Annotated in this window: 25 protein-coding genes; 18 read left to right on the plus strand and 7 right to left on the minus strand. The window is 61.6% G+C overall.

What is annotated here, in order from left to right:
• Positions 1–101 precede the first annotated feature (101 nt).
• Together KBX18_RS05305 and KBX18_RS05310 are read left to right on the plus strand one after the other, a co-directional pair.
• A complete protein-coding gene (locus KBX18_RS05305; protein ID WP_255995123.1) occupies positions 102–368 on the plus strand; it encodes an antitoxin in 267 nt (88 codons plus the stop codon).
• A 6-nt stretch (positions 369–374) separates the two neighbouring features.
• A complete protein-coding gene (locus KBX18_RS05310; RefSeq protein WP_255995124.1) occupies positions 375–773 on the plus strand; it encodes a type II toxin-antitoxin system VapC family toxin in 399 nt (132 codons plus the stop codon).
• A gap of 200 nt (positions 774–973) precedes the next feature.
• Here the strand turns inward: KBX18_RS05310 and KBX18_RS05315 are convergent, their stop codons facing one another.
• The gene (locus KBX18_RS05315; RefSeq protein WP_255995125.1) at positions 974–1663 is read right to left on the minus strand and encodes a hypothetical protein; all 690 of its coding nucleotides are present in this window, start codon (positions 1661–1663) and stop codon (positions 974–976) included.
• 223 nt (positions 1664–1886) lie between these two features.
• On the opposite strand from KBX18_RS05315, the gene KBX18_RS05320 reads away from it, so the two are divergent.
• The 9 genes from KBX18_RS05320 (at position 1887) to KBX18_RS05360 (ending at position 10182) form a co-directional block, all read left to right on the plus strand.
• Positions 1887–3569: a nitrite/sulfite reductase gene (locus tag KBX18_RS05320; RefSeq protein ID WP_255995126.1), complete on the plus strand. Its 1683-nt coding sequence runs from the start codon at positions 1887–1889 to the stop codon at positions 3567–3569.
• The gene (locus tag KBX18_RS05325) at positions 3566–3823 is read left to right on the plus strand and encodes a hypothetical protein (RefSeq protein WP_005288214.1); all 258 of its coding nucleotides are present in this window, start codon (positions 3566–3568) and stop codon (positions 3821–3823) included. Before KBX18_RS05320 ends, KBX18_RS05325 begins: the two co-directional genes overlap by 4 nt.
• Entirely contained in the window at positions 3823–4599 is a 777-nt protein-coding gene (locus KBX18_RS05330; protein ID WP_005288215.1) for a phosphoadenylyl-sulfate reductase, read from the plus strand. Before KBX18_RS05325 ends, KBX18_RS05330 begins: the two co-directional genes overlap by 1 nt.
• A complete protein-coding gene (cysD, locus tag KBX18_RS05335) occupies positions 4592–5494 on the plus strand; it encodes a sulfate adenylyltransferase subunit CysD (RefSeq protein ID WP_005288216.1) in 903 nt (300 codons plus the stop codon). The genes KBX18_RS05330 and cysD overlap by 8 nt, the downstream gene beginning before the upstream one ends.
• Complete coding sequence (locus KBX18_RS05340; RefSeq protein ID WP_005288218.1) at positions 5494–6813, plus strand: sulfate adenylyltransferase subunit 1; 1320 nt, start codon at positions 5494–5496, stop codon at positions 6811–6813. The genes cysD and KBX18_RS05340 overlap by 1 nt, the downstream gene beginning before the upstream one ends.
• Before the next feature lie 16 nt (positions 6814–6829).
• The gene (locus KBX18_RS05345; RefSeq protein WP_255995127.1) at positions 6830–7546 is read left to right on the plus strand and encodes a sirohydrochlorin chelatase; all 717 of its coding nucleotides are present in this window, start codon (positions 6830–6832) and stop codon (positions 7544–7546) included.
• Positions 7547–7577: 31 nt separating this feature from the next.
• A complete protein-coding gene (locus KBX18_RS05350) occupies positions 7578–8531 on the plus strand; it encodes a sulfite exporter TauE/SafE family protein (protein ID WP_050748860.1) in 954 nt (317 codons plus the stop codon).
• 235 nt (positions 8532–8766) lie between these two features.
• The gene (locus tag KBX18_RS05355; RefSeq protein ID WP_005288227.1) at positions 8767–9222 is read left to right on the plus strand and encodes a GPP34 family phosphoprotein; all 456 of its coding nucleotides are present in this window, start codon (positions 8767–8769) and stop codon (positions 9220–9222) included.
• A 279-nt stretch (positions 9223–9501) separates the two neighbouring features.
• On the plus strand, positions 9502–10182 hold the full coding sequence (locus KBX18_RS05360; RefSeq protein ID WP_005288232.1) for a GPP34 family phosphoprotein: 681 nt from the start codon (positions 9502–9504) through the stop codon (positions 10180–10182).
• Between the two features lie 111 nt (positions 10183–10293).
• Here the strand turns inward: KBX18_RS05360 and KBX18_RS05365 are convergent, their stop codons facing one another.
• From KBX18_RS05365 to ribB, 3 genes are read right to left on the minus strand one after another with little or no spacing between them, the layout of a single operon-like run.
• Positions 10294–12396 (minus strand): MMPL family transporter, encoded by a 2103-nt coding sequence (locus KBX18_RS05365; RefSeq protein WP_005288235.1) that lies wholly within the window; start codon positions 12394–12396, stop codon positions 10294–10296.
• Between the two features lie 2 nt (positions 12397–12398).
• Positions 12399–13640 (minus strand): lysophospholipid acyltransferase family protein, encoded by a 1242-nt coding sequence (locus KBX18_RS05370; protein WP_005288238.1) that lies wholly within the window; start codon positions 13638–13640, stop codon positions 12399–12401.
• Positions 13637–14389 (minus strand): 3,4-dihydroxy-2-butanone-4-phosphate synthase, encoded by a 753-nt coding sequence (gene ribB / locus KBX18_RS05375; protein WP_005288240.1) that lies wholly within the window; start codon positions 14387–14389, stop codon positions 13637–13639. The genes KBX18_RS05370 and ribB overlap by 4 nt, the downstream gene beginning before the upstream one ends.
• Before the next feature lie 174 nt (positions 14390–14563).
• On the opposite strand from ribB, the gene KBX18_RS05380 reads away from it, so the two are divergent.
• The 3 genes from KBX18_RS05380 to KBX18_RS05390 all read left to right on the plus strand — a co-directional run bounded on the left by KBX18_RS05380 (position 14564) and on the right by KBX18_RS05390 (position 16254).
• A complete protein-coding gene (locus tag KBX18_RS05380) occupies positions 14564–14983 on the plus strand; it encodes a hypothetical protein (RefSeq protein ID WP_005288245.1) in 420 nt (139 codons plus the stop codon).
• 21 nt (positions 14984–15004) lie between these two features.
• Entirely contained in the window at positions 15005–15493 is a 489-nt protein-coding gene (locus KBX18_RS05385; protein ID WP_005288248.1) for a MarR family winged helix-turn-helix transcriptional regulator, read from the plus strand.
• 83 nt (positions 15494–15576) lie between these two features.
• On the plus strand, positions 15577–16254 hold the full coding sequence (locus KBX18_RS05390; protein WP_005288251.1) for a GPP34 family phosphoprotein: 678 nt from the start codon (positions 15577–15579) through the stop codon (positions 16252–16254).
• Between the two features lie 15 nt (positions 16255–16269).
• On the opposite strand, the gene KBX18_RS05395 is transcribed toward KBX18_RS05390, so the two are convergent.
• From KBX18_RS05395 to KBX18_RS05405, 3 genes are all read right to left on the minus strand, one after another.
• The gene (locus KBX18_RS05395; RefSeq protein WP_255995128.1) at positions 16270–17331 is read right to left on the minus strand and encodes a biotin/lipoate A/B protein ligase family protein; all 1062 of its coding nucleotides are present in this window, start codon (positions 17329–17331) and stop codon (positions 16270–16272) included.
• On the minus strand, positions 17328–17852 hold the full coding sequence (locus KBX18_RS05400) for a type 1 glutamine amidotransferase domain-containing protein (protein ID WP_255995129.1): 525 nt from the start codon (positions 17850–17852) through the stop codon (positions 17328–17330). The genes KBX18_RS05395 and KBX18_RS05400 overlap by 4 nt, the downstream gene beginning before the upstream one ends.
• 69 nt (positions 17853–17921) lie before the next feature.
• Positions 17922–19442, minus strand: a complete 1521-nt coding sequence (locus KBX18_RS05405; protein ID WP_255995148.1) for an AI-2E family transporter — start codon at positions 19440–19442, stop codon at positions 17922–17924.
• Between the two features lie 294 nt (positions 19443–19736).
• Between KBX18_RS05405 and dnaK the strand changes: the two genes are divergently transcribed.
• The 4 genes from dnaK to KBX18_RS05425 all read left to right on the plus strand — a co-directional run bounded on the left by dnaK (position 19737) and on the right by KBX18_RS05425 (position 24098).
• Positions 19737–21602 (plus strand): molecular chaperone DnaK, encoded by a 1866-nt coding sequence (gene dnaK, locus KBX18_RS05410; protein WP_255995130.1) that lies wholly within the window; start codon positions 19737–19739, stop codon positions 21600–21602.
• A gap of 9 nt (positions 21603–21611) precedes the next feature.
• Positions 21612–22337, plus strand: a complete 726-nt coding sequence (gene grpE, locus KBX18_RS05415) for a nucleotide exchange factor GrpE (RefSeq protein ID WP_255995131.1) — start codon at positions 21612–21614, stop codon at positions 22335–22337.
• 135 nt (positions 22338–22472) lie between these two features.
• Positions 22473–23672 carry a molecular chaperone DnaJ gene (dnaJ, locus tag KBX18_RS05420; protein ID WP_255995133.1) on the plus strand — a complete coding sequence of 400 codons (1200 nt, stop codon included), beginning with the start codon at positions 22473–22475 and terminating at the stop codon, positions 23670–23672.
• A gap of 24 nt (positions 23673–23696) precedes the next feature.
• The gene (locus KBX18_RS05425; protein WP_005288272.1) at positions 23697–24098 is read left to right on the plus strand and encodes a heat shock protein transcriptional repressor HspR; all 402 of its coding nucleotides are present in this window, start codon (positions 23697–23699) and stop codon (positions 24096–24098) included.
• The last annotated feature ends 311 nt before the right edge of the window (positions 24099–24409 follow it).

The raw sequence follows: 24409 nt of genomic DNA on the forward strand, positions 1-24409 counted from the left end.
ATAGGCCTGTGCCGTTTCTGGAGCATAGTGTCGCCATTCGGCCGTATATACTTGGAGTTATATCCGTAGTGACGGTGTTGATAGTGCCAAAGGAGGAAGTTGTGACGAAGCCCGTTGAAACCACCGTGTTCAAATCCGGAAACAGTCAGGCTGTCCGCATTCCGGTGACCCACCGACTCGTCGTCGAACGAGTGACCGTCGAGCACGTCCCCGAGGGTCTGCTCCTCCGTCCCGTCGAAGAGACAATCGGTGACGCGCTCAACCGGCTGCGCGCCTACCAAGCCGCAGAAGGTATCGAAGGGGGACTTCTCGAAGAAGTCGAAGACCTTCCACCCGAACCCTTACCTGACTTCGACGACAGGTCTTGATAGACCATGCGGTATCTGTTCGACACGAACGTCTGGATTGATCTCGAACGGGGCAGTTATTCGCACGTGCTGGACCGTGCCTCGAGCTGCACACGAGATCAAGTAGGCGTCTCCACAGTGGTTCTCGGAGAACTGTATGCAGGTGCTTTACGGTCGATGGACCCTATTCGAGCGCGACAATCCATCGACACGTTCTTGGCGGGCTGGCCGAGGATCGGTGTGGATGAACGAACTGCAGAGATCTACGCGGAAATTCGAGCGGCCCTGCAAAGTCAAGGACGAGTTATCGGCCCCAATGACTTATGGATCGCGGCTCAGGCATTGCGCGAGGATGTGGTCCTCGTGACGGCGAACGACGATGAATTCTCCCGAGTGCCATCGCTTGAGGTTGAGAACTGGCGATAGTCCGCACTGCGGAGTCCCTGCGGTTTTGCGGCAGTCCGGTGAGGTGGCGCCGGGCTGGAATACTGCTCGGGCATTTCCGGAATACTGCTCACGTAAAAGTACTGGTCAAAAACGTGCAGTCTGGTTTATAAGGGCGAGCAGTATTCTAGGGTCCGGGGGGAGGACACTCCGCATTGCGGAGTCCCTGGGGTTCTGCAGAACTATGGAGTTGCCGGAACGGCATTCGCTGCGGACAGCAAGGTCGTCCACTGGGCCACCGTGACCACGCCAGGTTCAGATGGCTCCGGTGCGGACGAGTCCGCACTGCGGAGTCCCTGCGGTTTTGCGGCAGAGTTCTTCGCCCAAGCCGGCCGGTGCCAGCCTTCCCACGTGGTGAAGGGGAGGCTGCGGGACTCGAGAAGGGCGACGATCGCCCCGGGCTGGTCGGTCACCTGCGGTGAGGCGACGACGGGGGTGCGGCTGAGGGCAATCGCGGCATCGGCGAGGCCGGCGCCCGAAAGACCGGCATCGGCGGCGGACGCGGAGAGCGCGTCGTAAACCTCGGCCGCGCCAGGAGATGTGCCGATGACCACGACGGACCCGGCGGTGTCACCGGCCCCGGCGTCAGAATCAGACGCCACGACAATCGTGTCGTAGTAGTGGGTCAGTTCGCCGACGGTCACGTCAGTTCCGATGGTGAGGTTGCCGAAGAGTCTGAGGCGGGGGACGTCGATAAGCGAGCGGGCGCTGCGGTGCGATGAGCCGAAGCGGATGAGGGATGTGGGGGCGGGGGAGGCGTCGAAAAGGTCGACGAAGTAGCTGCGGCCGGGCATGCAGATGAGGAGGTCCGATGCGTGGATGCCGGTGGGGCCGGCTCCAGTGACGGCGACGCGGGAAACGCGGTTGGTCATGTGAGGCTCCTTCTGTAGCTAGGTAGACCGCTTGGTCTAAAAACTTAGCAACGATTAGTACGCAGTCAAGGCTCAAGCGAGATTTACATTCATATGAACGTGCAGACCAGCGAGCCGAAACCTTGCGGAGGAGTGACCTTAGGCGGGCTGGCTGTGTAGCGTGCTGATCAACAAACCGCACCGCGCAACGCTATAGACAGAGCGGTACACAGAAGGAGGCGGCATGACCACCACCACAAGCGCAGAAGCACGGCCCCGCCCGGCGCGTAAGCCGAAGCCGGAAGGCCAGTGGAAGATCGACGGCCAGGCGCCCCTCAACCACGATGAGGAGCTCAAGCAGGTCGAGCCGGTGCTGGCGGTCAAGCAGCGCGTCATCGACATCTACTCTAAGCAGGGCTTCAAGTCGATCCCGGAAGAAGATCTGTACCCGCGCTTTAAGTGGCTGGGCATGTACACGCAGCGCAAGCAGAACTTGGGCGGCGAGCACACCGGCAAGGACAACCTCGAGCTGCAGGACGAGTTCTTCATGGCGCGCGTGCGTTTTGACGGCGGCCAGTGCTCCACCGAACAAGCCCGCGCCGTCGGCGAGATCAGCCGCGACTACTGCCGGTCCACAGCCGACCTGACGGACCGCCAGAACATTCAGCTCCACTGGCTGCGCGTCGAAGACGCGCCGGCGATGTGGGACAAGCTCGAGTCGGTCGGCCTGAACACCTGGGACGCCTGCGGCGATGTGCCGCGCGTGATCATGGGTTCGCCGGTGGCGGGCATCGCGAAGGATGAGATTATCGACGCCACACCGGCGATTGAGAAGATCAAGAACGAGTACGTCCTGCGCGAGGAATTCCAGAACCTGCCGCGCAAGTTCAAGACCGCGATTTCCGGCAACGCCCGCCAGGATGTCGTGCATGAGATCAACGACATCGCGTTCATCGGGGTCAACCACCCCGAGTTGGGTCCGGGCTTCGAGTGCTTTGTCGGCGGAGGCTTGGCCACAAACCCCATGCTCGCTCAGTCCCTCGGCGCGTTCATCACTTTGGAGGAGGTGCCGGAGGTGTGGGCAGGCGTGGTCCGCCTGTTCCGCGACTACGGTTACCGCCGCCTGCGCGCCCGGGCGCGGATCAAGTTCTTGGTGGCGCAGTGGGGAATCGAGAAGTTCCGCCAGGTCCTCGAGGACGAGTACCTGGGCTACAAGCTCACCGACGGCCCCCACGCGCCGACCAACCTGATCGACCGCGATCACATTGGTATCCACGAGCAGAAAGATGGCAACGTCTACCTGGGCGTGAAGCCGACGATGGGCCACCTCACCGGTGAGCAGCTCATCGCCATCGCTGACCTGGCCGAGTCTTACGGCCTGAGTCGTCTGCGCTTCACCCCGTTCAAGGAAATTCTGTTCCTCGACGTCGACCCGGAGCAGGTCCGGGCGCTTGCGGCAGACCTGACTGAGATGGGCCTCTACTCCGCCCCCAGCGAATTCCGCCGCGGCATGCTCACCTGCACCGGCCTGGAATACTGCAAGCTCGCCCACGTGACCACAAAGGCCCGCGGCATTGAGCTTGTCGACGAACTCGAGGAACGCCTCAAGGACTTCGACTCTCCCATCACGATCGCCCTGAACGGCTGCCCGAACGCCTGCGCCCGCACGCACATCGCGGACATCGGCCTGAAGGGCCAGATGGTCGACGACGGCAACGGCAACAAGGTCGAGGGCTTCCAAGTCCACTTGGGAGGCGCCATCGGCGACGGCGCCAACTTCGGCCGGAAGCTCCGCGGCCACAAGGTCCTTTCGACTGAGCTTGGGGATTATGTGACGAGGGTGGCGGGTAATTTCGTCGAAAAGCGAAACGACGGCGAGCTCTTCCGCGACTGGGTCGCGCGCGCCGACGAGGATGACCTGCGATGAGCTTCCGCCGCAAGCCGAACCCGAACCGCAACCACCCCGCGTATTGCCCCTACTGCGCGGGCGAAGGGTTATTTCCTGATGAACAATCGGATTTTGCATGGAAATGCACCGAGTGCCTGCGTATCTTCGAGGTGTTGTTCCACGGGCAAGATGACCCGGACGTGGCTCCGCAGAAGGCCAAGTCAACGGAGCAAGCACTGCAGGAATCGCTGGCCCGTCACGGCCACGACGCGGTGTTGAGGAAGGAGAAATAGTGGACTTTCTAAACAGGTCCGCGGGTGATGTGCGCGACCCCGAAGTGAGCCCCGAGGGCCCCAAAGAAACAGCGCCGCTGACCCCAGAGATCGCCGAAGCAAACGCGAAGCTTGTCGACGAATGGGCCGACAAACTCTACAACGCCTCCGCGAAAGAGATCCTCGAGTGGGCCCACGAGTATGCCCCAGGCAACCTCGTGGTGACGCTGAGCATGGAGAACACCGTTCTCGCGGAGCTGGCGAAAGACTACCTGCCGGAGGCGGACTTCCTCTTCCTGGATACGGAGTACCACTTCGACGAGACGCTTGATGTCGCGGACCAGGTCGAAGAGCGTTATCCGGCGCAGCGCCTCGTCCGCGCGAAGGCGATCCTGAGCCGTGAGGAGCAGGACCGCGTATACGGCAAGGCACTCTACCGCCGCAACCCGACCGCGTGCTGCCGTATGCGCAAGGTGGAGCCGCTCGCGGTGAACCTCTCGCCCTATGTCGGCTGGGTCACGGGCCTGCGGCGTGACGACGGCCCCACCCGCGCCGAAGCCCCCGCTTTGAGTTTGGATGCCACGGGCCGGTTGAAGATCAGCCCGATCATCACGTGGTCGCTGGACGAGACCGACGCATACATAGAGGACAAGAATTTGATCATCCACCCGCTGACCAAGCAGGGCTACCCCTCCATCGGCTGTGCGACCTGCACCCTGCCGGTCGCTGAGGGCGAAGATCCCCGCGCTGGTCGCTGGGCCTTTTCGAGCAAGACGGAGTGTGGTCTGCATGGCTAACGAACTCTCCCCGCACCTGCGGGATCTGGAGAACGAGTCGATTCACATCCTGCGTGAGGTGGCAGGGCAATTCGACAAGATCGGCCTGCTGTTCTCGGGCGGCAAGGACTCCTGTGTCGTCTTCGAGCTGGCGCGCCGCGCGTTTGCGCCCGCCGCAATGCCGATCGAGTTGCTGCACGTGGACACCGGCCACAACTTCCCGGAAGTGATCGAGTTCCGCGACCGCCTCGTCGAGGAAACCGGTGCCCGCCTGCGCGTGGCGCACGTGCAGGATTGGATTGACCGCGGCGACCTGGTCGAGCGTCCCGACGGCACCCGCAACCCGCTGCAAACCGTGCCCCTCGTGGAGACCATCGCTGAGGTCGGTTACGACGCCGTTCTCGGCGGCGCCCGCCGCGACGAGGAGCGCGCCCGCGCCAAGGAGCGCGTCTTCTCCGTCCGCGACTCTTTCGGCGGCTGGGATCCGCGCCGTCAGCGCCCTGAGCTGTGGAGTCTCTACAACGGCGAGAAGCTTCCGGGCGAGAACATCCGCGTCTTCCCCATCTCCAACTGGACGGAAGCGGACGTGTGGGAGTACATCGGCGCCCGCGACATTGAGCTGCCGGCCATTTACTTCGCCCACGACCGCGAGGTGTTCAACCGCGACGGCATGTGGCTCACCGCCGGCGAGTGGGGCGGCCCGCGCGAGGATGAGACCGTGGAGACCCGCCGCGTGCGCTACCGCACCGTCGGTGACATGAGCTGCACCGGTGCGGTCGACTCGACCGCGACAACCATCGATGAGGTGCTCGTCGAGCTCGCCGCTTCCACCCTGACCGAGCGCGGCGCCACGCGCGCCGACGACCGCCTGTCCGAATCCGCCATGGAAGACCGCAAGAAGGAGGGCTACTTCTGATGAGTCCTTTTGGAAATTCTGCAGAGCCGAATGCGTCGGCGAGTGAAGCGTTAGCGCAACGAGCGACGCTGAGGCTCTGCACGGCCGGCTCCGTTGACGACGGCAAATCCACCTTCGTCGGCCGCCTCCTGCACGACACGAAGTCGGTGCTCGCGGATCAGCTCGCCAGCGTCGAACGCACCTCCGCCGACCGCGGCTTCGAGGGCCTCGACCTCTCCTTGCTTGTCGACGGCCTTCGCGCCGAGCGCGAACAAGGCATCACCATCGACGTCGCCTACCGGTACTTCGCCACCGACCAGCGCACCTTCATCCTCGCGGACACCCCGGGGCATGAGCAGTACACGCGCAACACCGTCACGGGCATGTCCACGTCCCAGGTCGTCGTTTTGCTTGTCGACGCCCGAAACGGCATCAAACCGCAAACCATCCGCCACCTCACCGTGGCGAGCCTGCTCGGTGTGAAGACAGTCATCCTGGCCGTGAACAAGATCGACCTGGTGGACTACTCGCAGAACGTCTTCGAGGAGATCAAGGGCGAGTTCGAGTCCCGCTGTGCTGCCCTGGGCATCGAGGAGCCGCACGCCGTGCCGATCTCCGCGAAGTTCGGCGCCAATGTTGCCGAGCGCTCCACCGAGACATCCTGGTACGAGGGCCCGACCGTGCTCGAGCTGCTGGAGACCATCCCGGTCAACTCCGGCCGCGCGCTGGACCTGGCGTTCCGGTTCAACATCCAGTACGTCCTGCGTGAGCACGAGACCGACTACCGTGCCTACGCCGGCACTGTGAACTCCGGCTCCGTGAAGGTCGGCGATGAGGTCGTCGCGCCGAATGGCCGCACCACGACAGTGACGCACATCGACACGGCGGATGGCCTCGACGGCGCGCAGTCCGCTGACGCTGGAGATGCGGTCGCCCTGCGCCTTGCCGACGACATCGACCTCACCCGCGGCGACCTGCTGGCCTCCGCGCCATTCCCGGAGCTCGTCCGCGAGTTCCACGGCACCGTCGTCGGTCTGACCGAGAAGGACGTCGCGGCTGGGCAGGCTGTGAAGCTGCGCTATGGCACCTCGCTGGTCCGTGCCCGTGTTGGCAGCGTCGACCGCGTCATCGACATCGACGGCACGGCTTCGTCCAACTCGGATGACACCGCGCCAGAGTCCTTCGGCCTGAACGACATCGCGCACGTGACCGTCCAGACGGCGCAGGAGCTGCCGGTGGAGGAGTACGCGGCGCGCGGTGCCGTGGGCAACTTCCTGCTCATTGATCAGGCGTCCGGTAACACGCTGGCAGCTGGTCTCGTGGGAACGCGGCTGCGGTAGGAGAGCTGAGGTCATCATGAACGCACCCGCCCTGATCACGCTGTCGCACGGATCGCGCCACCCCGGCGCGCGCCCCGGTGTGGCCACGCTGACCGCTGCCGCCGCAGCTCAGCTGGGCGTGGTCGGTGTGGATGCGCACCTCGAGTTCGACACCCCCGACCTCACCGCCGCCGCCCAGCAGCTTGTCGACGCTGGCCACACCCGCGCCGTTGTCGTACCGACCCTGTTCACCACCGCCTTCCACGCCACCCACGACGTTCCGCAAGCGATCGCGGAAGCCCGGGCCGCGACCGGACTCGACCTCATCCCTGCCGAAGGGTTGGGCCAAGGCCGCGACGTCGCCGCCATCCTCGCCGCGCGAGCCGTGAGCGACATCGCGGCATCCGGCCGCGCCGTCCGGGAGATCATCCTCTACCCGGTGGGCACCTCCAACACGGAGGCGGCCGCGAAGACGGTGGAGCTGGGCCGAGATGTCGAAAAGCTCGTCGGTATTCCTGTCACGACCGTTCCCGCGACGGGTCATGGGAAGAGGGACGTGGGGGAGCTGGCAAGCGTCGATAAGCATTTGCTTCCGCTCTTTGTCACTGAAGGGTTGCTCCTGGACCGGGCGTTTCGAATGTGGCCTGGTTCCGTCTCCGCGCCGCTGGGTGCGGACCTCGCACACGTCGTAGCTTCGCGCTACCGCCGCGCACTTGCGCACACAGACGCACTGGCCGCTTCGGCCACGGCGTAATTCTCACCAAAGGACAGCCACCATGAACCGCATGATCACGCTCATACTCATCGCCATCGCCGGCTTAGCCGGCCAACTTGTGGACGGCGGCCTGGGCATGGGCTTCGGCGTCACATCGACGACGATCCTTGTCATGCTCGCAGGCCTGGGACCCGCGCAGGCCTCCGCGGTGGTGCACACAGCTGAGCTGGGTACAACGCTCGTGTCCGGCATCAGCCACTGGAAATTCGGCAACGTCGACTGGCGCGTTGTCGCCGCGATCGGCATTCCTGGCTCTGTCGGAGCGTTCGTCGGTGCGACTGTGCTGTCCAACCTGTCGACGGAGTCCGCGAAGCCGATCATGTCGCTTATTCTCGCGGCGATCGGCATCAACCTGGTCTATCGATTCTCCCGCGGGCTCATTCGCCGGCAGGTCGTAGAGACCCCGCACTCGAAACCCTTCCTTGGGTTCCTGGGTTTGTTCGGCGGATTTGTCGACGCCACTGGTGGCGGCGGCTGGGGTCCCGTCACCACCTCGACGCTGCTGTCGGCTGGCCGCTCCGAGCCGCGCCGCATTGTCGGTACCGTCAACACCGCGGAGTTCTTCGTCACCGCGGCCGCGACCGCCGGCTTCGTGCTGGGAATGTGGGACGACCTGGTCACCCACCTCTCCGCGGTCGGTGCGCTGCTGCTCGGCGGCGTGATCGCCGCGCCGCTGGCCGCATGGCTGGTGACCAGGCTCAACCCGATCCTGCTCGGCGGCATCGTGGGCACCTTGATCGTCATGCTCAACCTGCCCGTCGTGCTCAAGGCCCTTGGTGTCGGGGCGACCGTGCTGATCGTGGTGCGGGTGGTCGTTCTGGTTGTCGGCGTGGCACTGTCGATCCGCGGCTGGCGGCGCCACCGCGCGAACTGGCGCGCGGCGAACGAGAAGGAAGCAGCAATCGGCGCTGAGTCGGGTTCGGCCGAGGCGACAGAGACTCCGGCAGACTCGCACGTCCGGTAAAATATCTACATTTGAGGCATGCTGATCTCGGAGAGCGTCCTCCTCCTGGCCACCAACGACGAAGGCAAGCACGAGTCGGCTTTCCTGTGGAACGACATGCTGCTGCGCAGCGGTTTGCTTGCGGACTTGATGAGCCGCGGCCTTGCAACCATCACAGAGCGCAAGCTCCGAGACCCGATCGTCGCTCCGAGCGTGCCTGCGGCCCAAGTGGAGGATCCTGTCCTCCGTACTGCCGTTGAAGCCCTGGAGAAACGGTCGGGCAAAACGACTTACGGACGTCCTGTGGTCCGAATGGTTTGGCAAGCGCCAGGATGTCGCCCAACGACTGGTCGCCGAGGGGGTTCTGGAGGAGTCCGGCGGAGGCTTCCGTCTTTTCTCCCGGAACCAGTTCCCGACCCGCGATGGGATGCCGGAACTGCAGCTCCGCGGCCGCCTGGAGCAGATCCTTCGTGGTCAGGCGCAGCCGACGGAGCAGGATGCGACGCTCATCATGCTCCTCAATATCTACGACGCCATCCGCCCGCTCCTCAAAGAGGAGCTGCGCGGGATGAGGCGCACAGAACGCAAGCAAGCGATTGAAAACGCATCCGCCTCCGTCACATCCCCCGAGATCGCTCAGACGCTCAAAGCTGCGAAGAAGTGCGTGGAAATGGCTGCGGTCGGCGCGACGATGACCGTGTTCACCCCCTAAGTCGGACTGGGTGTGTTGGTGTTTTTTCGGGCAAGGCACCGCGCTCACTACATTTTTACTATCGCCTTCTGACGCCTCCGGTGAAATCCCGCCTGGGAAAACGTCGCATCGGTTCACTGAAAGGCGATACTGAAAATCTATTCCTGCCGAGCCCAGGGGACAGTAGCTCTGACCACACGACCGTGCTCCGCTGGTTCGGAGCTAACACGCAGGAAACTGCGATGATGCAGGGGACATTTTTCCGGGCGGGCCAGCTCCGAGTGTCCATATACTGAGGGCATGTTGATTTCGGAGCAAATACTACTTCTCTCCACGAACGACAAAGGTAAACACGAAACCTCAATGCTGTGGAACGACATGCTCCTCCGCAGTGGACTCATGGCCGATCTGGTTGGTTGGAAACTAGTCACGATCACTGACCGAACAATCCGCGCCCCGAAGCTCACAGCTGCTGTTCCGTCGGCGCAGGTCGAGCATCCTGTGCTGCGACACGGCGTAGAGATGATTGAGAAGCGAAACAACAGGTCTACTTACGACATCATCGCGGATGACTGGTTCGCGAAGCGGAAAGATGTCGCACAGGGGCTCGTCGCGCAGGGTGTCCTCGAGGAAACAGACGGGGTTTTCAGTTTCCTCTCCCGAAATCAATTTCCTACTCGCGATGAGTCGGTGGAGCTGCAGCTCCGCGGCCGACTTGAGCAGATTCTCCGCGGCCAAGCAAACCCGACATTGCAAGAATCGATGCTCGTAGCGCTTCTCGACGCCTACGATGCCGTCCGCGCCCTCCTCAAGGAAGAGCTACGCGGAATGGGCCGCGGCGAAGTGAAGCAGGCAGTCAGAGATGTGGCGGCCTTGGTGACGGACCCGGATCTTGAGCTGGTGATCAAGGCAGCGAACAGTGCTGAAACATCGGTCACGGTCAACACGACAGTGATGATGGCTAACCAGGCCAGGAGGTAGCGCAGGGGCTGACCGGACACCAAGGGAGTGTTCGGTCCAGCGCCAGCAAGTCCGCACAGGAGTCTTGTCTGCGTCCAATCGCTTACTCACTGCACTGCGCGAACTAAGCGTCTAGTTAGAGCTCGTTGATTGGGTTTTGCCCCATACCTTCTCACCTAGCAAAGCGAGCGTTGCCGGCAGGAGGATGGGTCGAACGATGAGTGCGTCCAAAGCGACGGCCATCGCCAGCCCAAGGCCCAGCTCTTGAATGATGCTGATTTCAGCCACCATGAATGAGAGGAAAACTCCAATCATGATGATCGCGGCGGAGATGATGAGACGGGATGTGTGCGCAACTCCCTCCGCAATGGCATCGCGATGGGTTGAGCCGGAAGCGAACTGCTCTTTCATTCGTGAAGCCATCAACACCATGTAATCCATACTCAGGCCAAATACGATCGCGAACACGACGATCGGCGTCACACTGTTGATCGCTTCACCAGTTACGGCTTTCCACAGCAGGGATAGGCAACCCATCGCTGCGGAGACAACGAGACCGTTGAGCACGACCGCGAGTGTGGCTAGTCGCCACGACCGGAAAGCCCATCCAAGGAGAAGCAGCGAAATCAAGAGGACGAAACCCACGATCCAGGGAATGGACTTTTGGACCAGTCGATCAAAGTCGTCGCCCTGCGCTGTGGCGCCTGAGACGAAGGTGTCGGGGTACTCGTCTGCCGCTTTCTTGATATCCGCAACCATCTCGTGGGCGGCGTCGGAATCCGGTAAGTCCGTAGACGTAATGACGACCCTCTTATAGGCGCGTCCCTCTTTCTCGGCGCTCAATGGGTAGGGGGAATACTGCTCTGCAGGTGTTCCCGACGCGAATACCTGATCGACGTGTCGAACCTCTTCGATGTCCGCGAGGAATTCCTCGACTTCTGCATCGAGTTCTTGGGCTGACTGGCCCTCCGTCCCGGCGAACGTAACCATAGTGGGAAACAGCTCGCGGGCGTTGAGCTCAGATTCAATGATTTCGATCCCCTCGCGTGAGTCCATTCCTGCTGGGAGAATGGACGAGCTTGCTACGGGAACCTGGAGTTTGATGCTCGCCAGAGGGGTAGCGGCGATGAGCAATGGCACGGCGATCAACACGACTGCAAGCAAGGGCGATTTGAGCGGGAGGCTCGAAGTGCGTTTCTCCTTATCTTCCGGAGCTCGCATTGTTTTCTCGTATCCAGGGAGTTTGCCGAAGAAGAATCGGTCTCCCAGCAGCATAATTGCAGCTGGCACAAGAGTTGCCAACGCCAAAAGCGCGATGGACGTGACCACGATGCCAGCCATGGCAATCGAGCTGAAAACCATATTCCGAGCGATGAACAGAGCACATAGAGCGGCGATGACGCTCAAGCCGCCAAAGCGGATGGAATGCCCTGCGGTGTTGGTTGCTCGCCGCAGAGCGTCCTCAGGCGGATGTCCCGCGATAAGAAACTCCTTGTATCGAGCGATCAAGAACAAGCAGTAGTCCACCGAAACGGCCAAGCCGATAAGGGAGGCTGCGGTGATGTACATGTTGGAAACATCGAGGAACGAAGCTAGCAGGGTTCCGATGCCTTGCGTTCCAATAAGGCAAGCGCCTGCAACCAGGAGTGTCACCAGCGTAGGACCGACAGCTCTGTAGATGAGCAGCAGAACCAAAATGAGAAGTGGGAAGGCGATGATCTCCGCTCGCAAGGCATCTTGCTGGGACTGAATGTTCAAGTCGTAGTCCAAAGCGGGGGCTCCAGTCACATGGCTCGTGACATCTTCTCCTTCCACTGCTGTCTCGACTCTGTCACGGAGGTCAGGGATCATGTTTTGAGTCGTCGTATTATCAGCCGCTACGCCGACTTGGAGGATTTGGGTTTTCCCTGAATCAGAAGACAATGAGGCGAGCGCACGCCCATCGATGACTGAGTCGATGTTCGGCAGAGTTTCTATACCCGTCGAGACGTTGTCTAGCACTTCTGAAGAGATGCTGCTGTCGGAGTTCAGGACGACAGTGAGTTGATTCGCGGGATCGCCGAAGGCATGCTCGTTCACCTCTTGGCCGACAAAGGACGTCCCGTTCTCGTCGTTGAAGCCTCCGGCTTTCACGGCGCCGTTGAGCTGGAGTGCTCCAACTACCCCGAGCGCGGAAAGGAGCAACCACACTACGAGAATGAGCTTTGAGTACTTTTTTACGAGGCTTATGGGCATATTTAGTTTCTTTCCGATGCTGACTTGGCCGACGCAACCGCAGACGCGATCTTTTCTCGACGGAGATCGCCACGCGGATCATCGGCGGGGATGCTGTCCTCTGCTTGGCGGTAAGCCTCTATTGCGGCGTCAATGTCTCCAATTTTGAGGAACGACTCTGCGAGCCCCACGTACGATTGAGAGGTCATCTTTCCTCCGCGGGACACCGCCCGTTGGAACTGAGAGCGCGCTAAATTCGCTCCACCACCGAGCCAACGTGGCAGTGTTAAGGCGCTTCTTCCAGCGAGGTAAGCAGAAAAATCATCAGATCCGTCTAGGTCTGAAAGTAGAAGAGCCCGCTGGTTAACGATCGCGGCGCGTGCTGCAGTGCCTGCCGATGTGTGTGAGTTGAGGGCCTTGAAACCGGATAACCGGGTCTGCTGAACGGGGAGACTGAGGTCGCGGCGGGATGTTTTACGCGCGATGCGCAACAGCAATTCGACCCGCCGAACTACCGCCGGAGGAAGGGTTCCCTGGGGAGTGAGGTTCTCCCGCACTATAGTTTGCGCCAGTTCCACCATGCGGCTCACCGCGGCACCACGATCGGCTCCATTCGGATTCTTGCTTCGATCCTTTAGCTCAGCGACGATTTCAAACGCTTGGTCGCGCATTTGACGGGCGTTTTCTCGCTCATCACCCACCTCTGGCTGGACCAACGGCTCGCCGATGGAAACGGAGAAGAGACGGCGCCGCGGTACAGTAGCGCCTTTTGGTAGAACCTCTGCAAGTCCGGTCATTCCGATGGGTACGACGGGTGTGTTGTTCGCTAATGCCATGCGAAACGCGCCGGATTTGAAGGGCAGGAGTCCTTCGCCCACGTTGCGTGTGCCTTCTGGATAGAGCACGAGAGTGCCGCCGTCCTCGAGAACGTCTTGTGCGCGACGAAATACTTCTTCTCCTGGTGCGTCACGGTCGACTGGATAACAGTTCATCGACTCGTGCCAAACACGCGAAAGAAACGATTCGAATGCCTCGGCTTTGGTGGGGAACCACTCCTCGCCTCCGCGAACTGAGTTTGCCAGGGTCTTCGTAACGAAGTGGTCCATGTAACTGGAGTGATTGGCTACAAAAATGACCGGTCCGGTGCGTGGAATATTTTCCAAACCCTCGATGAAGCCGACGTGGTTCAGGACGAAGTCGTGGATTCGCGGCGTAGAAACTCGGCGGACAGTTTGACCAAGAAAGCTTGAATTGTAGTTCTTCACTGTGCGTCGCCTTTCAGCGTCTCGGCGATGGGAGTTCCGTCGGGTTTCTGGTCAATTCGGACTCCTGCGCGTACTTGTTCGTTCCGGTAGTCGCGCATGCGCTCGATGGTCGAGATGGAGATCCCGCGCTCTTTGCACCACGGGACGAGTTGAGGGAGTCGAAGCATTTCACCGTCATCACCGATGATTTCGATGATGACGCCAACTGGAGAGAAACCAGCCATTGCGGCCAGATCGCTTCCGGCCTCTGTGTGGCCGACTCGGGTGAGAACCCCGCCTTCGCGAGCGATGAGGGGGAAGATGTGCCCTGGACGGTGAAAGTCATTCTCGTTACCCCCGTTAGCCAGGAGCTGGACCGTTCGCGCTCTATCAGAGGCTGAAATACCTGTAGTGACCCCGTAGTCACCGGTCGCGTCGCAAGAGACAGAGAATGCCGTGCCGAAATCGTCCTCGTTGGTTTTCACCATGGGGTGCAGATTCAACCGTTGTGCATGGTTTGCAGGCATTGGCACGCACAGCAATCCTCTGCCCTGCGTAATCATGAAGTTGATGGCCTCTGGAGTAGCAGCTTCAGCGGCCATGATCAGATCGCCTTCGTTCTCGCGGTCTTCGTCGTCGACAAGGACCACCATCTTGCCCGCCGCGACGTCGGAAACGATTTTCTCAATCGGGCTGAGTTCGGTTTCTGCGAAAAGGCGCTCGTCAGTCTTGTTGACGGATGCCTGTTCTTCGTGTGTTTGGAGCATCATGTTCCTTTCCAGTCTTAGATGTGGCAACATGCATGTTGCAACACGGAATGTAACCAGACGGGAAAACGTAGATCAACTTCTCTGAACTGGGAATTTATTTGAAGTGGAAGTCGACCAGGCAGGGGGAAATAAATTTACTTGACCAAAGCACGTGTCTTGGATAATGTCGGTGACATGTCATTTAAAACCGAAAATAGTGCCGCCGTGACGATTCATGCCGGTGAGCGCGCCATTCTTGGGGTCGTGACAGACTTGGAACGCCTGCCCTCGTGGAATCCTGCTTTCAGCTTCGTGAGCCCGCCTCGTGCCGACGGTTCGCACGCGCTCACGGTGCAAAAAGTATTGAACGGTACGATCGTGGCCGCCGCGTCTGAGACTTCAACGGGCCACGTTGTCGACTTTGAAATTGATATTCCGGGTCTGCGCGAACATTCGTCTTTTCTGCTTGAATCCCAGTTGGATGGAACGACACGGGTTACTCATCGGATTAGGCAAGCCGGGACTCTGTCGGCCGTGATTGGGCAGCGAGAGGCGGCGTTGGTGCCCGGTAAGCGGTTAGCGCGATTGGCGCGTTTCCTCGAGACTGAAAGCTGACAACACGAGGGAAGGAATGACATGCCGTTAGAGCTATTCACTCATCCTGAGGAATTCCGTTATCTCATTCTCGCGCTCCAGCGCCAGGGGAGCCGACGGCTCAATCGGCTCTTCTCTGAGGTGGGTTTGACTCACTCCCAGGCGGAGGTCGTGGAAGTGCTAGGCGTTCATGGCCCAATTAGCACGAAAGAAGTTGGCCAGTATCTTGTCTGTGAATCCGGTAGCCCTAGCCGTTTGCTCGACGCGCTTGTTAGGAAAGGAATATCTGTCTCAGCACAGTCGACCGAGGACAAGCGTCTGACGCTTCATGCTCTCTCACCCAAAGGGCGTGAGCTTCTCACTCAGATCAAAGAGAAGAAAGTCGAGTTCGAATCCCAGTTAGCGGCCGAGCTGCGAGCAGTGTCAGAGGCTCACGGGGGATCGGTGATCGAGGAACTTGTTGCACTTGTGTCGGATCCAGAGCTCAAGGGGGCTCTGCAGCGACGTTTTCCGCACCTCTATCACCCGTGATGCGAGGGAATGCGGCTTGTTGTTTACCGATTGCCGGATAGACTGGGGCGAGTTATATATCGACCATAGAAGGACTTTCCACCATGCTCGTCAGCGAAGCCCTCTTCCTGCTGCTCTCGGACAAATCCGCCCACGTCGAGGTGGGGGTGAGCCACCAGCGCGTGGCGTTGAACGGCGCGTTGCTGTGCGATCTGGTCGCAACCGGGCTGGTCGATGTGCATGCCGGTAAGAGCCCGAGCGTCTCGCTTGTCAACGGCGCCGTTGCCCGCTCCGAAGGTCACCCCGCCCTCGCTCACGGTGTGGCCCGTGTGGAGAAGAAGGGGCACCCGAGCGTGTACTCGCTGCTCAATTCCCGGAAGTTCGCCAAGAAGGAAGCCATTGCCCAGCGACTCATTGAAGAGGGTGTGCTCGACGAGGAGCGCGCGGGATTCTTGGGCCTGCACTGGCAGCGCTTCCCGGAAAAGGATGAGACCATCGAGAAGGCCATGCGCCAGCGCTACCGCGACATCTTCCTGGGCAAGGAGGAGCCGCGCCCGGAGGAAGCAATGGTCATTCTTCTGCTGAAGAACACCGGCGAGCTGCGCCGCCAGTTCCTCGGCGAAATCGAGGGCATTCCATTCAATGACCTGCGTATGCGGGTGAAGCAGATCGATCGACAGGTGCTGGACGCAGGCACCTTCGAGAATGTCGACGGAATCAACACGGTGCTGCTATCGGTCGCCAGCGCCGCCGCTGTGGAAGAAGCGGCGGCATCTAGCTAACCGTAGTAGCGCCAGCTACGGGACGCGGTGCGTCCACTCCTCGGTGCTGAACTTGGTGTCCACGAGGTGCTGGGCTGCGGCCAAATCATCGTCGCTAAGCGCGCCGACCTCTGCGGGGTAGCGCGCTATGAACGTGTCCATGAGCGCCTGGATGACTTCCTGGCGCGGGACACCTGTCTGGCGGCGCAGCGGGTCAACACGCTTGGCGGCGGACTGCACGCCCTTAGACGACAGTTTCACCTTGCCCACGCGCAGGACATCCATCATCTTGTCAGCGTTGATGTCGTAAGACATCGTCGTGTGGTGCAGGATCGCGCCAGGGATGCGCTTTTGCGCAGCACCGCCGATCTTGCCGCCGTCGGAGGTGATGTCGTTGATGGGAACGTACCAAGCGTTCACACCGAGCGACTGCAACCCGGCCAGGACCCAGGCATCGAGATACTGGTAGCTGTCCACGTAGGACAGGCCGCGCACGATGTCGTCGGGCAGGTACATGGAGTAGGTGACGCAGTTGCCGCCCTCCATGAACATCGCCCCGCCGCCGGAGATGCGGCGCACAGGCACGATGCCGTGCTTCTCAATGCCCTCTGGATCCAACTCGTTCTGGAAGGACTGGTAGGAACCGAAGACAACAGCCTTGTCCTCCCATTCCCAAAAACGCAGGATCGGGCCCTTGCGCCCAGCAGCGACCTCTTCGAGCAGGTACTGGTCCAGCGCCACATTGATCGGCGTGGGCAGGACGGGGGAGTGGATGACCGTCCACTCGTAGTCGGTGAGGTCTTTCGCGTCGAGGATGGCGCGACGGGTGACGACGGCCACATCCTTCGTCGAAAAGCCGTGGAGCGCGAGGTCATCGAAGCGAGAAAGCTCCGTGTCAAGGCGTTTGCACAGATCGTCGGCGGTCTCGGTGACTGATGCGCCGACGAGGGCGCGGTTGATCGCGTCGTACGCCTCCTCCGGCTCGAGGAAGAAATCGCCGGAGATGCGCGCATCCGTGATCGTCGTGCCGTCTTCTTGGACGTCCGCGACGACGAGCTTGCCTCCGGCGACCTTCACCTCAAAGTGGTGGGAGGTCACTTAGCGAACTCCTCGATGATGGCCTTGTTGAAAGCAGGGAGGTCGTCGGGGGTGCGCGAAGAGACGATGCGCTTATCGACGACTACCTCTTCATCAACCCACGTCGCCCCAGCGTTCGACAGATCGGTCTTGAGGGAGGGGTACGAGGTCATGCGCACACCGGAGACAGCTTCTGCGTCGGTGAGGATCCAGCCGCCGTGGCAGATCACGCCGACGGGCTTGCCGGCCTGGGTGAACTCGCGGACGAGCTTCACAGCAGCCTCGTCGGTGCGGATCTGGTCAGCGTTGGAGGTGCCGCCCGGCAGCAGCAGTGCGTCGTAATCAGCGGCGTTGGCCTCGGAGGTAGTCAGGTCGACGGAGACCTCGGTGCCGTTCTTGCCCTCGATGGAGTCGAACTCGGTGGACACGACTACGGTGGTCGCGCCTGCCTCGTGCACGGCATCGCGCGGGCTGGTCAGCTCAGAGTCTTCAAAGTTGTTGGTGGAAAGGATGGCAATGGTCTTGTTCTCCAGAGTGCTCATGCCGTTCCAGGGTATAGAAAAAAGGCCAGCCCGGGGGCTGGCCTTTCAATGGGAGCGCGGTTAAGCAGCTTAAACGTCGTCGCTATCGAGGTCGCGCTTGCGTTCCTTGTCAGACGAGACGGCTTCCTTAGACAGCGCGCGGGATTCGCCCGGTGTCTCCTCGTCGTAGGTCTTCTTCGTATCGTGCGGGACCTTGGTGGAGCCGAGCTTGCCCGCTTCCTCGTCGAGCTGGGTCTGGCCCTTGCGGCGACCGAGGGAGCGCATGCGGTCGCGCACAGCCAGGTAGGCTTCGCGGGAATCCAGCGTTTGGGATTGCTGGGTGGCTATCTGTATGTCATCGGCTGTGATCTCTCCGCTGCGGAGCGACACCATCTCAGCCCAGTAGCGGAACCAGACGGCCACGACAGCAGCCACCGGGACAGCCAAGAATGCGCCGATGATGCCGAAGACCGTACCGCCGACGGCGACAGCCAAGAGAACAATCGCCGCGTGCAGGCCCATCGCCTGGGACTGCAGCACCGGCTGGAGCACGTTGCCCTCCAGCTGCTGGACCAGGATGACCAGCGCAAGCACGAGAAGCGCCTTAGTCACGCCGCCGGAGACCAGGGCAACAACGACCGCTAGGGCACCGGCAGTGAACGCACCGATGATCGGGATGAAGCCACCGAAGAAGGTGATCACAGCCAGCACCGGCGCCAGCGGAACGCCCAGCAGGACCAGGCCCAGGCCGATGAAAATAGCGTCCACCAGGGACACGATTGCCTGGGTGCGGATGAAGCCGGACAGGGTGTTCCAGGAGCGCATGAGCACCTCAGTCAGGTGCCAGCCAGCCTTCACGCCGGTGTACTTGCGCAGCCACGGCAGGAAGCGGTCACCGTCCTTAAGGAAGAAGAAGGTGAGCACCAGCATCAGTGCCAACGTCGTACCGATGGAAGCAACCGCGCCCACACCCGTGACCACGCCGGACGCGATGTTGGAGGCTTGGCCGCGGACGAAGTCGCCCGCCTGGCTGATGGCCTGCTCAATCTGGCTGGTGTCCACGTCGAACGGGGCGGAGGTTTCCACCCAGTCCAGGATGCGCTGGACACCCTCTTCGGCCTGGTGGTAGAGCTCCACCGACTGCGTCTTGATCGTCGGGGCCATTGCGGCGAACAGGCCGCCGATCGCGCCGAAGAAAGCGAGCAGAACGATGAAGACGGCCAGCGCGCCGGGCACCTTGTGGTTGCGCAGCCAGCGGACAGGCGGCCACAACACCGTGCAGAAGATCAGCGCGAGCAACAGCGGCAGTACGCCGACCCACACGAAGCCGATGATCTTGAACAGGAATGCCGTCGCAATGACGACGACAATGAAACGCAGCGCCCACGCCGCCGCCGACTTGCCGTCGCTGGCGATGACCTGGCCGCGGTCGATCGGTTCGTGGGACATCTCCAGTGCCGCGTCGGCGGGAGTGGGGAGGGTCTTCGGCTCCTCAAGCGAGTCGAGGAGGGTGTCGGCGAAATCCCCACCGGTGTTCTTGCCGGTGGTGCCGTCCTTGTTCGAATTATTCACGCCTGTGCATTCTGCCAGAGTGGGCGATTTTGTCCACATCGACTGTGGGCGCATTCCGTAACGGTTCGGCGACAGTCATGATGCACCAGCGTTCACCGGGTGTGGGGGAGGTGGCGTCGACAAGCGCGCGTGATCAGCGGGAACGAAGAAAGTTGAGCGAACCGGGAACAACTTTGTGTGGCTGCAGGTTGTGGAGATTGAGTGGGTCAAGCTCAACTCTTCGCAGCAGTGTCACGGTCGAGTGGTACAGTGGCCCGCAGAAGTTGAGTGAAGAGCAATCAACTCACAGAAAAACACTGATAAACGCACCTTTACACAGGAGGACATCACACAATGGGACGTGCAGTAGGTATTGACCTTGGTACGACGAACTCGGTCGTTTCCGTTCTTGAGGGCGGCGAGCCCGTCGTTATCGCGAACGCTGAGGGGTCGCGCACCACTCCGTCGGTCGTCGCTTTTGCGAAGAACGGCGAGATTCTCGTCGGCCAGTCCGCAAAGAACCAGGCCGTGACCAACGTTGACCGCACCATCCGCTCGGTGAAGCGCCACATGGGCGACAACGACTGGAACGTTGACATCGACGATAAGAAGTACACCCCGCAGGAAATCTCCGCCCGCACGCTGATGAAGCTCAAGCGTGATGCGGAGGCATACCTGGGTGACGAGGTCACTGATGCCGTCATTACCGTTCCGGCCTACTTCGAGGACGCACAGCGCCAGGCCACCAAGGAGGCCGGCCAGATCGCAGGCCTGAACGTGCTGCGCATCGTCAACGAGCCGACCGCGGCTGCTCTCGCTTACGGCCTGGAGAAGGCTGACACCGAGCAGACCATCCTCGTGTTCGACCTGGGTGGCGGTACCTTCGACGTCTCCCTGCTGGAGATCGGCGACGGTGTCGTCGAGGTGCTGGCTACCGCCGGCGACAACGAGCTCGGTGGTGATGACTGGGATCAGCGCATCGTCGATTGGCTCGTGGAGAAGTTCAAGGCTCAGCACAGCATCGACCTGACCAAGGACAAGATGGCTCTGCAGCGTCTGCGCGAGGCTGCTGAGAAGGCGAAGATTGAGCTGTCGTCCGCTCAACAGGCATCCATCAACCTGCCGTACATCACGGTTGACGCTGACAAGAACCCGCTGTTCCTGGATGAGAATCTCACCCGCACCGAGTTCCAAAAGATCACCTCTGACCTGCTTGACCGCACCAAGGAGCCGTTCAACCAGGTGATCAAGGACGCTTCCATGTCCGTCGGCGACATCGACCAGGTCGTCCTCGTCGGTGGTTCCACCCGTATGCCGGCTGTGTCCGCCCTGGTTGAGGAGCTCACCGGCAACGTGCCGAACAAGTCCGTCAACCCGGACGAGGTCGTGGCCCTCGGCGCTGCCCTGCAGGCTGGTGTCTTGCGCGGCGACGTCAAGGACGTGCTGCTTCTCGACGTCACCCCGCTCTCCCTCGGCATTGAGACCAAGGGCGGCGTGATGACCAAGCTGATCGAGCGCAACACCACCATCCCTCACAAGAAGTCCGAGACCTTCACCACCGCTGAAGACAACCAGCCGTCGGTGCAGATTCAGGTCTTCCAGGGTGAGCGCGAGATGGCGTCGGCCAACAAGCTGCTCGGCTCCTTCGAGCTCGGCGGCATCGCTCCGGCACCGCGCGGTGTTCCGCAGATCGAGGTCACCTTCGACATCGACGCCAACGGCATCGTCTCCGTGTCCGCCAAGGACAAGGGCACCGGCAAGGAGAACACGATCAAGATCCAGGAAGGCTCCGGCCTGTCCCAGGACGAGATCGACCGGATGATCAAGGACGCGGAGGCTCACGCTGACGAGGACAAGGCTCGCCGCGAGGAGCAGGAGACCCGCAACAACGCGGAGTCCATGGCCTACCAGACCCGCAAGTTCCTGGACGAGAACTCCGACAAGATCAACGAGGACATCCGCACCAAGGTCACTGCAGCTGCCGATGAGGTCGACGAAGCGCTCAAGGGCGAGGACATCGACGCCATCAAGGTGGCTGTGGAGAAGCTGTCCACCGAGTCCCAGGAGATGGGCAAGGCCATCTACGAGGCTGACGCTAACGCCGGTGCTACCCAGGCAGGCGCTGCGCCGGAGGCTGACGACAACGTTGTCGACGCTGAGGTTGTCGAAGAGGACGACGCTGACACCACCGACAACGCTGACGACTCCCGGAACAACTAAGGAGCAACCATGACGAACCCGCACGAGCAGATGCCCGACAACCCGGGTGCGCCCGAAGCGACCGACGAGGAGTACATCTCCCCGGACCAGACCGAAACCTTGGCTGAAGAAGCGGCTGAGGCTGAGGCCCTGGATTCCGAGGACCCCCTCGCCGACCCGGCGGTAGACAAGGAAATCGACGAGGCATTCGCCGAAGGTGAAGGCATTGACCGTGAGGTCAACCGCGACGTCGACGGCGACGGCACCGTCAGCGACTTGGAGCTCCAGCTCGCCGAGCGCACGGAGGACCTCCAGCGCGTGAGCGCCGAGTACGCCAACTACCGCCGCCGCACCGACCGCGAGCGCGCACAAATCGCCGACACCGCCAAAGCCAAGGTCGTCGCACAGCTGCTTCCGCTTATCGACGATCTCGAGCTCGCAAAACAGCACGGCGACCTGGCCGAAGGACCCCTGAAGGCGTTCAGCGACAACCTCCGCGGCGTGCTGGACAGCCAGAACGTGCAGGGTTTCGGTGCCGAGGGCGACGCCTTCGACCCGGAGATCCACGAAGCTGTGCAGGACCTGTCCACCGGCGACACGAAGGTCATCGGGACGGTGCTGCGCAAGGGCTACAAGATCGGCGACAAGCTGATCCGCAACGCGATGGTCATCATCGCTGACCCGGCTGAGGGGGCTGGCCCTGCCGATGAGGCTGGTCCGGCTGGCTCGCCTGGCACGGACGGCCCGACGGAATAGTTGGGTGATGCGGCCGGAGGGGAAGCGTCGACAAGCGAAAAGCTTCCCCCTGGCCGCTTCTTTATTTAGTAACGAATTTATTGAGCGAAACTACACTTAGAAACTAAACCTCTGAGACGAAAGGAGGGGGTGCACATGGCTATGCAGCAAGAATGGGCCAACAAGGACTATTACGGCGACCTGGGGCTGAGTAAGTCCGCCTCCGCAGCTGACATTAAGAAGGCCTACCGCAAACTCGCCCGGGAGTACCACCCGGACTCCAACCCCGGCAACAAGGCGGCCGAGGACAAGTTCAAGCGGGTGGCCGAAGCGTACGACGTCATCGGCGACGACGCGAAACGCAAAGAGTACGACGAATTCAAAAGGATGATGGACTCCGGAGGCTTCATGCGCTTCGGGGGGAAAGGAGGCTCGGGTTTCCCGGGTGGGTTTCGCAGCGCGGAACAAGACTTCACCACATCAGACTTCGGATTCGGCGAAGCGTTTGGACAAGGCGGAGGATTTTCTGCGGAAGGCGGTCTTGGTGACCTCTTCGGTGGCCTCTTTAACCGCGGCGGCGGCACTGGCAGGGGTGCTCGGCCGACGCGGGGGGCCGACGTCGAAACGCAAATAGAACTCGACTTCCGCGAAGCCGTCAAAGGCACCACCATCCCCGTCGAGCTGACCGGCGAAGCGCCGTGCACCGACTGCCACGGCTCAGGGTCGAAGACCGGCAAAACCTCCACGTGCCCGGACTGCTCTGGCACCGGGTTTGTCAGCGAGCAGAAGGGGGCGTTCGGGATGTCCCGGCCGTGCACCCGCTGCGGCGGCACCGGCCAGGCCGTCGAGGACCCGTGCCCGACATGCGGCGGCACCGGCACCACCCACCGGACCAGGTCAATCACCGTGCGGATTCCCGCCGGCGTGATCGACGGCCAAAAGGTCCGCCTGGCCGGCCAAGGCGAGGCAGGACCGAACGGCACCCCGGCCGGCGACCTCTTCGTCTACGTCACCGTCCACCCCGACAAAGTGTTCACCCGCAACGGCGACGACCTCGCAGTCACCGTGCCGGTCAGCTTCTCCGAGCTGGCGCTCGGCGGCACCGTCACCGTGCCGACCCTGGACAACCCCGTCAAGGTCAAGGTGCCGGCCGGCACACCCAACGGCCGCACCCTGCGCGTGAAAGGCCGCGGCGTGCCCAAGAAATCCGGCAACGCCGGCGACCTCATGGTCACCGTCGAAGTCACCGTGCCGAAGAACCTCGACGCCACCGCCTCCAGCGCCCTACGCGCCTACGCCCAGGCAGAGAAAGACTCCGGCTTCAACCCTCGCGCTGGCTGGGCCGGAGCCGTATAGGAAAGGAGGTGACGCACAGTGCCAATGGATGAGGAATACTACGTCATCTCCGTCGCCGCCGAACTGACCGGAATGCACGCCCAAACCCTGCGCACTTACGACAGGATGGGCCTGGTCACCCCCATGCGTACCTCTGGCGGCGGCCGCCGCTACTCCGAGCGCGACATCAACCGGTTACGGACCATCCAGCGCCTGTCCCAGGAAGAGGGCGTGAACCTCGCAGGCATCAAGACCATCATCAGCCTCAGCGAGCGTATCGACGAGCTCGAGGACGAAAACACCGAACTCAAACAGCTCCTCGCACAGGAGAAGCGCGAAAAGCGGCGCGGCGGCGAACTCGTCCACGTGCCCCGCTCCACGGCGGTGGTGGCGTGGTCGCGAAACACTCGCCGGAGTCGGACCTCGTCCACCCAGCAGCAGCAATAGCGGTCGGGACTGGGGCTGGCGCTGGGGTTGCGGCTGGGGGACTTTGCCCCCTCAGCAGTCCCAGCGGTCCCCATTGGCCCCTGTGCCCGCAATTGTGGGATGCGGGGGCCTTTTGCGGTCTTGTCTCGGGTTCGTCTTGGGTTCGATTGAGGGCCGCTTGGGTCGCGGTTGTGCAAAAGATAACAAACCCGATTCCTGTCTAGAGCTGTCTGTGCAGTTAGAGAGCTTTTCGGGGGGTAAATCGAATTCGAGTTTGTCATCTTTTGCACAAGGCCCCGTGCGATCGCTCGATCGGGCCTAGCCCGTGCCCA

Origin of the sequence: Corynebacterium sp. CCUG 69979, assembly GCF_024454095.1 — a bacterium.
Taxonomy (GTDB): Bacteria; Actinomycetota; Actinomycetes; order Mycobacteriales; family Mycobacteriaceae; genus Corynebacterium; species Corynebacterium genitalium.